At 71.0% G+C, this 13,015-nt stretch carries 13 protein-coding genes; 3 read left to right on the top strand and 10 right to left on the bottom strand.

Annotated elements, in window-relative coordinates:
• Positions 1-21: 21 nt before the first annotated feature.
• Positions 22-921 (top strand): TAXI family TRAP transporter solute-binding subunit, encoded by a 900-nt coding sequence (locus tag MTP10_RS16810; RefSeq protein WP_310710542.1) that lies wholly within the window; start codon positions 22-24, stop codon positions 919-921.
• A gap of 6 nt (positions 922-927) precedes the next feature.
• On the opposite strand, the gene MTP10_RS16805 is transcribed toward MTP10_RS16810, so the two are convergent.
• From MTP10_RS16805 to MTP10_RS16790, 4 genes are all read right to left on the bottom strand, one after another.
• Positions 928-2,265 carry a HAMP domain-containing sensor histidine kinase gene (locus MTP10_RS16805; RefSeq protein WP_310710375.1) on the bottom strand — a complete coding sequence of 446 codons (1,338 nt, stop codon included), beginning with the start codon at positions 2,263-2,265 and terminating at the stop codon, positions 928-930.
• Positions 2,262-2,927 (bottom strand): response regulator transcription factor, encoded by a 666-nt coding sequence (locus tag MTP10_RS16800; RefSeq protein WP_310710374.1) that lies wholly within the window; start codon positions 2,925-2,927, stop codon positions 2,262-2,264. Before MTP10_RS16800 ends, MTP10_RS16805 begins: the two co-directional genes overlap by 4 nt.
• A gap of 9 nt (positions 2,928-2,936) precedes the next feature.
• Entirely contained in the window at positions 2,937-4,262 is a 1,326-nt protein-coding gene (locus tag MTP10_RS16795; RefSeq protein WP_310710373.1) for an MFS transporter, read from the bottom strand.
• 155 nt (positions 4,263-4,417) lie between these two features.
• Positions 4,418-4,663, bottom strand: coding sequence for a DUF2630 family protein (locus tag MTP10_RS16790; protein ID WP_310710372.1), 246 nt, complete (start codon positions 4,661-4,663; stop codon positions 4,418-4,420).
• Between the two features lie 38 nt (positions 4,664-4,701).
• On the opposite strand from MTP10_RS16790, the gene ddaH reads away from it, so the two are divergent.
• Positions 4,702-5,445, top strand: coding sequence for a dimethylargininase (gene ddaH, locus MTP10_RS16785; RefSeq protein ID WP_310710371.1), 744 nt, complete (start codon positions 4,702-4,704; stop codon positions 5,443-5,445).
• A 202-nt stretch (positions 5,446-5,647) separates the two neighbouring features.
• Positions 5,648-7,354 (top strand): 2-isopropylmalate synthase, encoded by a 1,707-nt coding sequence (leuA, locus tag MTP10_RS16780; RefSeq protein ID WP_397334469.1) that lies wholly within the window; start codon positions 5,648-5,650, stop codon positions 7,352-7,354.
• Positions 7,355-7,546: 192 nt separating this feature from the next.
• Here the strand turns inward: leuA and MTP10_RS16775 are convergent, their stop codons facing one another.
• The 6 genes from MTP10_RS16775 to MTP10_RS16750 form a co-directional block, all read right to left on the bottom strand.
• Positions 7,547-8,530, bottom strand: coding sequence for a DUF664 domain-containing protein (locus MTP10_RS16775; protein WP_310710370.1), 984 nt, complete (start codon positions 8,528-8,530; stop codon positions 7,547-7,549).
• Positions 8,531-8,696: 166 nt separating this feature from the next.
• Positions 8,697-9,281, bottom strand: a complete 585-nt coding sequence (locus tag MTP10_RS16770) for a hypothetical protein (protein WP_310710369.1) — start codon at positions 9,279-9,281, stop codon at positions 8,697-8,699.
• A complete protein-coding gene (locus MTP10_RS16765; RefSeq protein WP_310710368.1) occupies positions 9,278-11,380 on the bottom strand; it encodes a hypothetical protein in 2,103 nt (700 codons plus the stop codon). The genes MTP10_RS16770 and MTP10_RS16765 overlap by 4 nt, the downstream gene beginning before the upstream one ends.
• Positions 11,377-11,619 (bottom strand): hypothetical protein, encoded by a 243-nt coding sequence (locus MTP10_RS16760; protein ID WP_310710367.1) that lies wholly within the window; start codon positions 11,617-11,619, stop codon positions 11,377-11,379. The genes MTP10_RS16765 and MTP10_RS16760 overlap by 4 nt, the downstream gene beginning before the upstream one ends.
• A 337-nt stretch (positions 11,620-11,956) precedes the next feature.
• On the bottom strand, positions 11,957-12,436 hold the full coding sequence (locus tag MTP10_RS16755; RefSeq protein ID WP_310710366.1) for a DUF3995 domain-containing protein: 480 nt from the start codon (positions 12,434-12,436) through the stop codon (positions 11,957-11,959).
• Positions 12,437-12,491: 55 nt separating this feature from the next.
• On the bottom strand, positions 12,492-12,944 hold the full coding sequence (locus MTP10_RS16750; RefSeq protein ID WP_310710365.1) for a hypothetical protein: 453 nt from the start codon (positions 12,942-12,944) through the stop codon (positions 12,492-12,494).
• Positions 12,945-13,015: the final 71 nt, after the last annotated feature.

Below are 13,015 nucleotides of genomic sequence, written 5' to 3'. Positions count from 1 at the left end.
CGGTAGCGTGAGCTCGTGCCCATGTCCCGCCGCGTCTTCCTCGCGCTCACCGCGCTGGCGGCCACCGGCTGCTCGCCGGCCGAGGACGCGGAGCACGCGATCCGGCTGGCCACCGGGCTGGCGGGCGGGCCGTACGAGGTGCTGGGGGACAGGTTCGCCGCCGAGCTGCGGCGCGACGGCGTCGCGGTCCAGGTGATCAAGACCGCGGCCAGCGTGCAGAACCTGATGATGCTCACCGACGGCCGCGCCGACGTCGGCTTCTCGCTCGCCGACAGCGCCGACGACGCGGTACGGGTACGCCACCAGCCCGTCGCGGCGCTGGCCAGGATGTACATGAACTACGTCCACCTGGTCGTCCGCCGCGACTCCTCGATCCTCGAACCGAAGGACCTGGCCGGGCGGGTCGTGTCCATCGGCGCCGAGGGGTCCGGCACCGCGGTGACCGCCGCGCGGGTGCTGTCGGCCGCCGGCCTGCCGAGCGGCGGCGCGCTGCGGCTCGGCCTGGACGCCTCCATCCTGGCGTTGCGGGAGCGGGACGTCGACGCCTTCTTCTGGTCGGGCGGCGTGCCCACCCCGGCGCTCGCCGCGACGGAGGGCATCAGGCTCGTCCCGCTGGAGTCGCTGGTCCCGGTGCTGCGCCGCACGTACGGGCCGGTCTACGAGCCGGCGGACGTCCCGGCCGGCGTGTACGCGGGGACGGTGCCGGTGCCCACCGTCGGCACCCCGAGCTACCTGATGTGCCGGCGCGACCTCGGCGAGGACGCCGCCTTCACCGTCACGGAGACCCTCTTCCGCGCCCGCGACCGGCTCCAGGCCCCGTCGGCCCCCGGCGGCCGGCTCGACAAGAGGTACGCCATCGGGACCGGCATCGTCCCCCTCCACCCGGGCGCCGCCCGCTACTACCGCTCCGTGTACGGCTGAGGAGGCCTACGCCTTCGCGTACGGCTCGGGCAGGCGGATCTCGACCACCAGCCCGTGCGGGTCGGCGGGCAGCAGCGACAGCGTCGCCCCGCACATCTTGGCCAGCTCGGCGGCGATGGCCAGCCCGAGCCCGCTGCCCGGCACGTTGGCGTGGCCCCCCGACCGCCAGAAGCGGCCCAGCGCGTCGGCCCGCTCCTCCTCGGACAGCCCCGGCCCGTCGTCGGCGACCCGCAGCACCCCGTCCCGCAGCGTGACCGTCACCGTGCCGCCCGCCGGCACGAACTTCTGGGCGTTGTCCAGCGCGATGTCCGCGATCCGGGCCACCGCCTCCGGCACGACCGACATCTCCGGCACGTCCATGTCCAAGGTGAGGCCCTGCGCCGCGTACACCTCGCGCCACACCCCGAGCCGGGCCGGCAGCTCGGCCTCCCTGTCGTCGGGGACCGCCCCCGCCTCCACCCGGGCCAGCGCCAGCAGGTCCTCGACCAGCACGGCCAGCCGGTCGAGCTCGGCCATGGCCTCCTCGAACTCGGCCGATCCGTCGTCGGTCAGATGCGGCTCCAGGTTCTCCAGCCGCAGGCCCAGCACGGTGAGCGGGGTGCGCAGCTCGTGGGAGGCGTCGGCGACGAACGCCCGCTGCCGCTCCATCGCCCCCGACAGCGCGTCGGCCATGGCGTTGAACCGCTCCTCCAGCCGCCGCAGCTCCGTCGGGCCGCCGCCCGGGTGGGCGCGGGCGTCGAGGTGGCCCTCGGCGATGGCCCGCGTCGTTCGGTCCAGCTCGGTGACCGGCCGCAGGACCCAGCGGGCCAGCCGGCGCGCCGCCAGCACCCCGTAGCCGAGCGCGATCAGCGACCCGAGCGCCAGCGCGCCCCACACCAGCCCGACGTCCTGCCGGGCCTGGTCGGTGCGGGCCTGGAGCAGCACCGCGCCCGAGAGCTGGGCGTCGCGGCCCGCCGGCTCGGCCAGCAGCACGGTGGCCGGGCCGAACGGGCCGACCGTCGGCAGGTCCTCGGTGGTGCGGCCGGACAGCGCGAGGCGGGTGGGCTCGGTGTCGTCGGCCTCGAACCGGCCGGCCGTGACGAGGACGCGGCCGGCCCGGTCGCGCACCCGCACCGCCGCGCCGTACAGCTCGGCGTAGCGCACCACCTCGGAGGTCAGGCCCGTGTGGTCGCCGTCGCGGGCGGCCTGGTCGGCCAGCTCCGCGAAGCGGGTGGCGTCGGCGCGCCGGTCCAGCAGCAGGCGGTTGGTGCGGTGGGAGGCGTAGGAGAGGGCCAGGGGCACGGCCAGCGCCGTGATGAGGAAGGCGATCAGCGTGGTGAACGTGATCACCAGGCGGGAGTTCACGCCGGGGAGCCCAGGCGGTAGCCGGTGCCGCGCAGCGTCTCCACCAGGCCGGGCCGGCCCGTCTTCGAGCGCAGCCCCGCGACGTGGACGTCGAGCGAGCGCGACGCCGACAGCAGCGGGTCGCCCCACACCTCGTCGAGGATCTCCTCGCGGCTGCGCACCACGCCCGGCTCGCGGGCCAGCAACGCCAGCACGTCGAACTCGCGCCGCGTCAGCGTCACCGCCGCCCCCGCCACGGTGACCTGCCGGGCGACGAGGTCGATGCGGACGTCGCCGACGCTGACCACCTGCCCCCGGTCCGGCATCGGCCGCGTCCCGCGCCGCACCACGGCCTCCATCCTGGCCATCAGCTCCACCGTGCGGAACGGCTTGACCAGGTAGTCGTCGGCCCCCGAGCGCAGACCGCGCAGCACCTCGCGCTCCTCGGTCCGCGCGGTCACCACGATCACCGGCACCGCCGACACGCGGCGCAGGCGGCGCAGCACGTCGAGGCCGTCCATGTCGGGCAGGCCGAGGTCCAGCAGGACGAAGTCGACGCCCCCCGCCAGGCGGAGGGCGTCGACGGCCAGCCCCGCCCGCGCGACCTGGTGGCCGTGGCGGGCGAGGGCCGTGGTGAGGGCTGAGGCGAGCCGATCGTCGTCCTCGACCAGGAGAACTCGCATGTCGCCAGACTAGAGGCGAACGGGGAGCGATTCCGCTTCGCCCGGCTTCTGCTCGGCCCGGCTCAGGGCCGCGTCGCGGGTTTCGCGCATGGTCAGGTAGACGGCCAGGGACACCGCGGCGCAACCGGAGACGTACCAGTAGAAGCCGGACTCGATGCCCGCGTCCTTGAACCACAGCGCCACGTACTCGGCGGTGCCGCCGAACAGGGCGTTGGCGATCGCGTACGGCAGGGCCACGCCGAGCGCCCGGATGTTCGTCGGGAACAGCTCCGCCTTGACCACCGCGTTGATGGAGGTGTAGCCGGTGATGATGATCAGACCGATCAGCGACAGGACGAACCCGCCCAGGAAGCCGTCCACGCTGCCCAGCGCGGTCATCAGCGGCACGGTGCCGAGCAGCGAGCCGATGCCGAACGTGATCAGCAGCGGCCGGCGGCCGATCCGGTCCGACAGCGACCCGGCGAGCGGCTGCAGGAGCATGAAGACGAACAGCGCGCAGAAGCTGATCAGGGTGGCGGTCTGCTTGGGCAGGCCCGCGGTGTTGGCCAGGTACTTCGTCAGGTAGGTCGTGTAGGTGTAGTACGCGACCGTGCCGCCCATGGTGAGGGCGATGACGAGCAGGGCCTCCTTCTTGTGCGCCATCAGCGCCTTGATGGTGCCGCGCTGCTGGTCGCCGCCCGCGACCTCGCGCTCCTCCTCGTCGTACGCCTCGGTCTCCAGGAGGCTGCGCCGCAGGTAGAACACCACCGCCGCGCCGAGCGCGCCGACGACGAACGGGATGCGCCAGCCGTACGACTTCAGCACCTCCTCCGACATGGTGTTCTGCAGGATGATCTGCAGGCCCAGGCCGACGAGCTGACCGGCCGTCATCGAGACGTACTGGAAGCTGGAGGCCAGGCCGCGACGGCCGGGAGGGGTGGCCTCGGTGAGGTAGGTGGCGCTGGCGGCGTACTCGCCGCCGACCGACAGACCCTGCAGGAGGCGGGCCACCAGCAGGACGACGGCGCCGAAGTAGCCGACGGCCTCGTACGTCGGTGCGATGGCGATCAGCAGCGCGCTGGCCGACATCAGCGTGACCGTGAGCGTGAGCGCGGCCTTGCGGCCCTTCCGGTCGGCGTAGCGACCGAGCAGCCAGCCGCCGACCGGCCGCATGAAGAAGCCCACGGCGAAGATGCCGGCCGTGTTCAGCAGCTTGGCGGTCGTGTCCCCTTCGGGGAAGAAGGAGGCGGCGAAGTAGATCGCGAAGCTGCTGTAGACGAACCAGTCGTACCACTCGACCAGATTGCCTACGGAGCCGCCGACGACCGCCTTCCACGGCACTTTGGGTGTGCTCACTGACGTACCTCCTGGGGGAGAAGTTCCAGGCCAGAGCCTCTCCGCAGAAGGTTGTTCGGAACAAGGGGAGGGGGCTGATATCTAACGCGCGCTTAACATCGAGGCAACGCGCGGGTGGCACGCTGCCCCCTCACACCTGCTCCTGCGGGCGGTCCCTACTGGCGGTAGTTCTCGACCTCGGAGGCGGGGCGGGCGGCGGCGGAGTCCGGGTCCTCGCCGACGCCGCGGCGGGCACGGCGCTGCCTGAGCAGGTCCCAGCACCGGTCGAGGGCGACCTCCAGCTCCTTCACGCGCTCGTTCTCCTCCTCGGAGGTGACCTCGCCCGCCGACAATCTGCCGCGCAGCTCGTGCTCCTCGGTCACGAGGTCGTTGATCCGGCTCAGAATCTCGTTGTCACGCATGCCCGAGACTCTACTGATTACGTGATAGAAAGCGCCCTATGTCTGGTATCGCGCTGGTAAGAAAGCCCGGGCCGCGGATCGCCGACGGCCTCGTCACCCACATCGAGCGCGAACCCGTCGACCCCGAGCGCGCCCTCGTCCAGCACGAGGCGTACGTGGCCGCCCTGGCCGCGGCCGGCTGGCGCCCCGTCCACGTCGAGCCGGCCGACGACCTTCCCGACGCGCCGTTCGTCGAGGACGCCGTCGTGGTCTCGGGACGGCTAGCCGTACTGACGCGACCCGGCGCCTCCGAGCGACGGCCCGAGGTGCCGTCGGTGGAGAAGGCGGTGCGGGCGCTCGGCCTCAGCGCCGTGCGCGTCACCCGTCCCGGCACGCTGGACGGCGGCGACGTCCTCCAGGTGGGCGCCACCGTGTACGTCGGCAGGTCGGCCCGGACCAACGACGAGGGCATCGCCCAGCTGACCGCGCTGCTGCCCGAGCGCCGGATCGAGCCCGTGGGCCTCGACGGCGTGCTGCACCTCAAGTCGGCCGTCACCGCGCTGCCCGACGGCACCCTGATCGGCGACCCCGCCCGCGTCGACCTGCCCGGCCTGCTCGAACCCGAGGAGGAGTCCGGCGCGCACGTGGTGCTGCTCGGCGGCGACCGCGTCCTCATGGCCGCCTCCGCCCCCCGCACCGCCGCCAGGCTGGCCGGGCGCGGGCTCGACGTGACCACCGTGGACATCTCCGAGTTCGAGAAGCTGGAGGGCTGCGTCACCTGCCTGTCCGTCCTCGTCCCCTGACCGTTTCCGCTGGCAGTTCGTCTGATATCTCAGCATCCGAGATCCTGGACGGCGCACGGCGAGACGTCTGGTAGCGTGCAGGACATGCTGCGCGGACTCCTTCTTAGCCGCCGCGGCGGGGGCCTCTGAGGCCGGCTCCCTCGCCGCGGGGCGAGTCATGCGCGTCGGCCGTTCGCATCGACCGACGAGGAGACCCGACATCATGACAGCTCAGCAGCCCAGCCCCATGCCGTTCCATCGCTACCAGCCCTTCCAGCCGGTACGCCTGACCGACCGCACGTGGCCCGACCAGGTGATCACCAAGGCGCCCCGCTGGTGCGCGGTCGACCTGCGCGACGGCAACCAGGCGCTCATCGACCCGATGGACTCCCACCGCAAGCTGCAGATGTTCGACCTGCTGGTACGCCTGGGCTTCAAGGAGATCGAGGTCGGCTTCCCGGCCGCCAGCCAGACCGACTTCGACTTCGTCCGGCAGATCATCGACGAGGGCCGCGTCCCCGACGACGTCGTCATCCAGGTGCTGACCCAGGCCCGGCCGGAGCTCATCGAGCGCACCTTCGAGGCGATCGAGGGCGCGAAGCAGGCCATCGTCCACCTCTACAACTCCACCTCCACCCTGCAACGCCGGGTCGTCTTCGGCCAGGACAGGGACGGCATCACGGCCATCGCCGTCGAGGGCGCCAAGCTGGTCAAGAAGCTCGCCGACGCCACCGACGTGGACGTGTACTTCCAGTACTCTCCCGAGTCCTTCACCGGCACCGAGCTGGAGTACGCGGTCGAGGTGTGCGACGCCGTCAACGACGTGTGGCAGCCCACCCCCGACCGCAAGGTCATCGTCAACCTGCCCGCCACCGTCGAGATGGCCACCCCCAACATCTACGCCGACCAGATCGAGTGGATGCACCGCAACCTCAGGCACCGCGACTCGATCGTGCTGTCGCTGCACCCGCACAACGACCGGGGCAGCGCCGTGGCCGCCGCCGAGCTGGGCTACATGGCGGGCGCCGACCGCATCGAGGGCTGCCTGTTCGGCAACGGCGAGCGCACCGGCAACGTATGCCTGGTCACGCTGGGCATGAACCTGTTCTCCCAGGGCATCGACCCCGAGCTCGACTTCAGCGACATCGACGAGATCCGCCGCGTCACCGAGTACTGCAACCAGCTGCCCGTGCACCCGCGCCACCCGTGGGGCGGCGAGCTGGTCTACACCGCCTTCTCCGGCTCCCACCAGGACGCCATCAAGAAGGGCTTCGAGCACCTGGAGAAGGACGCCCAGAAGGCGGGAGTGCCCGTCGAGGAGTTCACCTGGGCCGTGCCGTACCTCCCGATCGACCCCAAGGACATCGGCCGCACCTACGAGGCCGTCATCCGGGTCAACAGCCAGTCCGGCAAGGGCGGCGTCGCCTACATCATGAAGGCCGACCACCAGCTCGACCTGCCGCGGCGGCTGCAGATCGAGTTCTCCAAGGTCGTGCAGGCGCGCACCGACAGCGAGGGCGGCGAGATCAGCCCGGCCGCCATGTACGAGATCTTCCAGGACGAGTACCTCCCCACCCCCGCCCACCGCTGGGGCCGGCTCGGCCTCATGGCCCACCGCCACGAGTCGGTGGCCGACGACGTGGACCGCATCAGCGCCGACGTACGGGTGGACGGGGAGATCCGCGAGGTCGCGGGCACCGGCAACGGCCCCATCTCGGCCTTCATCGACGCGATCGCCAAGGTCGGCGTCCAGGTGCGGGTCCTCGACTACGTGGAGCACGCGCTGAGCGCCGGCTCCGACGCCAAGGCCGCCTCGTACGTGGAGTGCGACGTCGACGGCCAGGTGCTGTGGGGCGTCGGCATCGACGCCAGCACCACGACGGCCTCCCTCAAGGCGGTCATCTCCGCGGTCAACCGCGCCACCCGCTGACCGCCGCTCCCCAGGCCCCGGATCCCGCACGACCTGCGGTGATCCGGTAACCGGCACACGCCCACAAGGCCGCGTACCGCCCCCACTCGACCGCGTTCCCCGACCAGGGGGAGACGCGGTCGAGTCGTGTCCGGCCCTGTGTCGTCCGGTGCCGTGTCGTCCGGTGCGGTGCCGTCCGGTGCGGTGCCGTCCTCACACGCCGATCGTGCCGTCGATCCGCTCACGGAGCAGGTCGGCATGGCCGTTGTGCCGGGCGTACTCCTCGATCAGGTGGATGAGCACCCAGCGCAGCGACACCCTCCCGCGCCACGCGTCATCGCCCTCGACGTCGAGATCGGGCGCGTCGGCGACGAACCCGTCGGCGAACGCCACCTCGGCGCGCCACGCCTCCCACGCCGCCGCGACGACCGCCGGATCGGGCACCGCCCCGTCGAAGTCCCCATCAGGATCCGCCGGCGACGAGAACAGCGGCTGCACGTCCTGGCCCCCCAGCACGCGCCGGAACCAGCGGCGCTCCACGTCGGCGAGGTGCCGGACCAGCCCCAGCAGCGAGAGCGTGGAAGGCTGCACCGACCGGAGGGACAGCTCCGCGTCCAGGCCCGAGCACTTCATCTCCAGCGTCGCGCGCTGAGCCCGCAGGACGTCCATGAGCATCCACCGCTCGTCACCTGTGGCGGGAGTGCTGAACCGGCGGTCATCGGCCGTCGGGAACAGCCCGCCCCTTCTCCGCCTGCCGCCCGCAGCCTCATGCCGCTCAGGGGCCGGCCCATGGAGGGGCAGCCGTTTGGTCAGTGCCGTGACACGGTTGCGCGGACCGAACACCGCGACGGCGACCTGGTCGATCTTGTCGCCTGGCGTCACGGCCAGCGCTGCGAGATAGTCGTCGTAGTCACGCGCCCGCCGGGCCACCTCATTGAAGCCCACGGTGACCAGGTCCTCGCCGGCGCGCGCCTTCGCGTACAGCTCACGCAACTGCTCCGGTGTGGCACTCAGCACGGGCACCGGATGAGGATTCAGCCCGGCGTGCAGGCCGCCCGAGGCATCCTTGGCATCGGCCGCCGGCGCGACGGGCAACCGCCCGCCCATGCTCAGCCCCAGCACAGCCGCGGCGTTCACCGCCGAGGCGGCAGGCAGATCGGCACGGACGACCAGAACCAGCTTCGTGGGCAGGGCCATGAGGACGCACTCCAACGCTCGTCAATGCGGACATCGGAGAAGGTAGCCATGGTCGCGCCCGTAGCGTGGCGCAGGCGAACGGTTGGCCGGAATGGAGGGCGTTCCGGGGCTCCGGCTGAACGCCGGCAGCACGATCGGCGAGGGTCTTCGATCAGTTGATCGGTGCCTAGCGGCCGGGGGTGCAGTGGTGAAGGACGCCGTAGCGTTTCTGGGCGATGCGCATGAGCTCCGTCATGTCCTTGATCGCGTCCCTTCCCTTGGCGACCTGGGGGAGAAGGATGTCGATTAGCCGATCTTCGCCGCCGCAGCGGAACTTCGCGCTCACCTGGTAAGGCGGGTCGCCGACTGGTGGATCAGGCAGGTATGCGGCCATGCCGTCGCCGAGCTCGGCGGGGAGCGCGACTCCACCATGACCGGTGTAGACCTTGCGTCTGTCCTCTATGAGCAGATCCAGGTGGTCGCGAGGCATCCCGCGGCCCTCCTGCATCCACCACACCTCCAGAGACCGGGGGACCGTGTCGGGAGCCCGGCAGTCACCGTTTCTCTCATTGCCGTCGGTCTTCTCGGCTAGGGAGCCGGTCACGCCACTGACGAGACGAAACGCCTGTTCGGGGATGAGAGCGCAGACATACGGCGCGGATTCCACCACCGGCTGGAGAGGCGAAGCCGGCGTGGAGGCGATGTCGCTTTTGGGGCTACAAGCTGCGACAAGCAACCCGAGAGCCCCTAGAGCCACAAGAAGACGTCTCATTCGTCACCTCCGGAGGAGGGGTCAAGACCGAGATAGGCATGGACGTCGTCGTTTGCGCCGAAGGTGGTTCTGAAGTCATTGAGCAACTCGCTGCTTCCGCTTGCTCTGCGGGCCCATTTGAGGAACTTGCTGTAGTCCTCAGGCGTCATTTCGGTGAAGGGCTTGAGCGTCGCCGGGCTTCCGGCGGCGAATGGCTGCCCTCCCAGGTCCAGTCGGTCGAGCATGCCTTTGTTCAGCATCGCTGTGGCCAGTAGCTGCTCCGCCAGCCGCTCTACCGCCTCCTGGTCATTCGCGAGCGTCTGATACGTCTCATCCAGACCCTTCCCATGCTCGGACATCCGCTGCGCCACCTGCTCGGCCAGTTGGTCGTACGCGGCCCCCGCCAGCTTGTCGTACCCCGAGCTGACCAGGTCGCCGAACGCCCCGGTCGCCAGCTCGCCCACCCGCCTTGCCCCCGGCACCGGGAGCAACCCGATCGCGTCGCCCACCATGGACTTGAGCGCCTCGTCGGCCTTCTTGTCGTCCAGCCCCTGGGCGATGAGCACCTGGCGGCGGATCTCCACAATGTGGCCGAAGGGGCGTGCCTCCTCCACAGTCCGGTCCGTGAGGAACTGCTTGATGTCCGTGCCGGGCGGGAGCGTGGCGCCGAGGGCCGCGCGCATGTGCTCGGTCTGGGCTCTCACCAGAGCCTCGAAGGCGTCGTCGTCGGAAGTTGCCAGGGCCAGCGCGTACGACATGTCCTTGGCCGCCACCTCGCCGAAGGTGGCGTGGTTCAGGAGGAGCCGCGACAGCTCATCGACGTTGGCCGCGAGTGCGAGGCCCAAGGGCCGGCGCAGGGGAGCGTAACGGTCGAACAGGTCCCTGTCCCTGATCTCCAGGTTGCCGCTGTCGTCCTTGCCGAAGGCGCCGCGGACCTCGTCGGAGAGGGTCTTGGTCATCTGGGCGGCCAGCATTTTGGAGGTCTCGTCCCGGCCGGTCGTCGCGGTCACCAGCATGTCGTTGAACGGCTGGTAGTCGCCCAGGTAGCGCGAAGCCTCCCATCTTGTCGTCAGCAGGTAGTGCAGCGCGGACTCCTTCGATCCGGCCGGCGTGTGGTTCAGCAGCGCCTGGGACGCTTCCCGGCTCGACTTCGCCGCGTGGAACAGGTCGTCCACCACCGATGACCGGCCCCCCGCGCCGGGAGCGCCGACTTGCGGTCCGGGTCTCAGCGCGGTGCCGAGGCCGAGTGCAGCCGCCAGGTCGATGATGGGCGTCTGGATGCCCCAGAGGGCTTGGCCCACCTTCCACTCGTCCTTGCGCCGCTCGTACTCGTACGCGATCACGTCCCGCCCGACGACCTCCATGAACTCCTTCGAGAACGGCGTCCGCCCGTCGTGGGCCGCCCAGACGAGCGCCAGGGCCTGGTATCCGGAATAGGCCGCGCCGTTGCCGACCCTATGGTCGGCCCGGCCCTCCTTCACCAGGTCCGTGAGGAAGGTTTCGCCCAGGTACGCGGGACTCTTGGGGTCGGTTCCCCTGGCCAGGGCCGTGGCGAGCATGCGCAGGACCTTCGCGCCCTCCGCCGAGAGCCGCGCCGCGCCCTCGGGATCATCGTGCACCTTGGCCTCGCGTACCCGGCCGGCGAGCGAGCCGGGCAGCCGCGTCGCGCCTGCTGCGCCGAGCGCGCCCAGGAATGCCTTGACGAACTCCGCGTCCCCGGTCCGGGAGGCGTACCTCTCCAGCCCGGGCAGCGCCGCCTCGTCCCCGTCGGCCGCCTTGAGCGCGGCGCGGGCCGCCAGCGTGCCGTCCAGCAGCCCCTGGGCGGCCTCCAGGGCGTCGGGCATCTCCAGGAAGCTCCCGGCCGGCGTGCTCCGGCCGAACGTGACCTTCTGCCGCTGCAGCTCGCGGACCAGTTGCTGCCGCCGCCGCAGGTCCGCGGCCTGCGCGGTGACCCGTTCGGCGAGCTGCCGCAGCCGCGCCGCCGGAGCTGTGTCGAGGCCCGCGCTCTGCAGCTCGCCGTGCAGGGCCGCCGCCAGCTCCTCCAGCCGTCCGGCCGCCTCGGTGTGCCTGCCCGCCATCGTGTCGAACTCCGGCTGCTTGACCCCGGTGAACTCGGTCATCGCCGGTCCGGAAGCGAGGCCAGCTTCTCGTCGGCGCTGTGCACGGCCTGGGTGAGCGCGGCCCGCAGCTCTCGCTGGTCGGCGTGGATCTGGGCGTCGAACCTGGCTCCCGTCGGCCCCACCCACGCGTCGTTCTCCATCAGGCGGCAGGACGGGTCGAGCGCCCACCAGTGCTCGTCCGACAACCGCTGGATCCGCTCCGCCACGGCCCGCATCGCCTCGCGATCGAGATCAGCCACGATGATCCCCTCGTACGGCTCGCTGCTCAAGAACCAGATCAGGAGGCGGCGTCCCCCGGTTTTCACACCGTAATCAACATCACGTCAACGGAACAAGCTCAACGTCGCTGAAAGGCATAGCTCGTTCGATTTTTGTTCGGGATTGGGTGGTTTTGCCCGACTGGGGTGGCTCCGTAGGCGCTCCTGCTGCAGGTCGGTCACCGACCGCGCGCAAGCCGTGCACCGCATGTCCCGCTTTATCGCCCGTGGCCTCGCCATCCTGGGCCGCACTGGCTCTTTTGCTCACGACGGGAAACTTCGACTCAGTTCTATTTTCGCGCGCGCGTTGGGGATTCTGCTATTTCCTGTGCTTCTTCGTGGTCTGGTCCTGGCGTGCCGGCGGCGAGTCTCGGCGGCTCAGCCGCCATCCGGTCGTCGCCCAGCACATCCCCCAGAGCAGGAAGAACGGCGACCACAGCAGCAGATCCCAGCGCGCCAAGGTGCGAGCCAGCGCGGCGTGCTCGACCGGCGGCGGGCGGACACCGGTCAGCAACAGTGCGTCGCCGACGAAGCCGAACCCCACCCCTCCGATCGACCGGGCGATCATGAAGATCCCCAGCGTCCAGGTGACCATGAGCAGGAGCCGGCGCGGGACTCTCGCACCCCAGGGCCGCACGGTGGCCAGCGCGACGATGACACCGACCACCGCGGCACCGGCCAACACCCAGTGGCTCGCCACGAACAGGGGATCACGTGCGAGCAGCCGTTCGCGCAGGTGTGGAGGCAGCGGGTCCTTGTCGGCCAGCGCATCGGCCCCCAGCGCCTGGGCGAGCTTCATCGATCCGTACGCCGCGGCGCACGCCGCAGCCCCGTACGCGCCCGCCCTCGCTTGGTCAGCCCGCGACACGTCTGGTCGCCACGGTGTACGACTTGGCCATCTCCAGGACCAGCCCGATCACGACGACCCCGAGGACTCCGTGGTACCACTGCCAGCCCACACCGATGCCCACGAACCCGTCCAGGATCATGATCCCCGCGCCGCCACCGACGGCCAGCAGCATCCCGGCCAGCACGAGCAGCATCAGTGGTCTCGGCACCCTGCGCCCCAGCGCCGTGACCGTGGCGATGGCGACGCACGCACCGAGCACCCCGGTCGCGGCCGCGAGCCACTGCCCGGCGGCCGCGTCCAGGAAGTAGCTCTCGGTCTCGGCGGCAGACACGGGCGGGCCGCCCGGGAACCCGAGCCGGGCCTGCAGGGCGAAGGCGGCCTTTCCCACGGCGTACCCGAGGAACAGCACCGCCATCGCGTACGCCGGCCAGCGTCGTGGATGATCAGAATGGGCCATGGCAACGACGGTAGAGGCCGCTGACCAGGGCGTCATTCCCCCTTGCGGGGGATGAGCCTCCCCCGCGAGGG

This window comes from Nonomuraea sp. 3-1Str (genome assembly GCF_031570565.1).
Classification (GTDB): Bacteria; Actinomycetota; Actinomycetes; order Streptosporangiales; family Streptosporangiaceae; genus Nonomuraea.
The sequence above is the reverse complement of the archived record's forward strand: the minus strand, read 5'-3'. Positions and strand labels throughout refer to the sequence as shown.

What these genes read in the sequence shown, in the direction of transcription:
- MTP10_RS16810 (WP_310710542.1), top strand. Translation starts at nt 22, where the DNA reads ATGTCCCGCCGCGTCTTCCTCGCGCTCACCGCGCTGGCGGCCACCGGC.
- MTP10_RS16800 (WP_310710374.1), bottom strand. Translation starts at nt 2,927, where the DNA reads ATGCGAGTTCTCCTGGTCGAGGACGACGATCGGCTCGCCTCAGCCCTC.
- MTP10_RS16790 (WP_310710372.1), bottom strand. Translation starts at nt 4,663, where the DNA reads ATGCGTGACAACGAGATTCTGAGCCGGATCAACGACCTCGTGACCGAG.
- ddaH (WP_310710371.1), top strand. Translation starts at nt 4,702, where the DNA reads ATGTCTGGTATCGCGCTGGTAAGAAAGCCCGGGCCGCGGATCGCCGAC.
- leuA (WP_397334469.1), top strand. Translation starts at nt 5,648, where the DNA reads ATGACAGCTCAGCAGCCCAGCCCCATGCCGTTCCATCGCTACCAGCCC.
- MTP10_RS16775 (WP_310710370.1), bottom strand. Translation starts at nt 8,530, where the DNA reads ATGGCCCTGCCCACGAAGCTGGTTCTGGTCGTCCGTGCCGATCTGCCT.
- MTP10_RS16770 (WP_310710369.1), bottom strand. Translation starts at nt 9,281, where the DNA reads ATGAGACGTCTTCTTGTGGCTCTAGGGGCTCTCGGGTTGCTTGTCGCA.
- MTP10_RS16765 (WP_310710368.1), bottom strand. Translation starts at nt 11,380, where the DNA reads ATGACCGAGTTCACCGGGGTCAAGCAGCCGGAGTTCGACACGATGGCG.
- MTP10_RS16755 (WP_310710366.1), bottom strand. Translation starts at nt 12,436, where the DNA reads ATGAAGCTCGCCCAGGCGCTGGGGGCCGATGCGCTGGCCGACAAGGAC.
- MTP10_RS16750 (WP_310710365.1), bottom strand. Translation starts at nt 12,944, where the DNA reads ATGGCCCATTCTGATCATCCACGACGCTGGCCGGCGTACGCGATGGCG.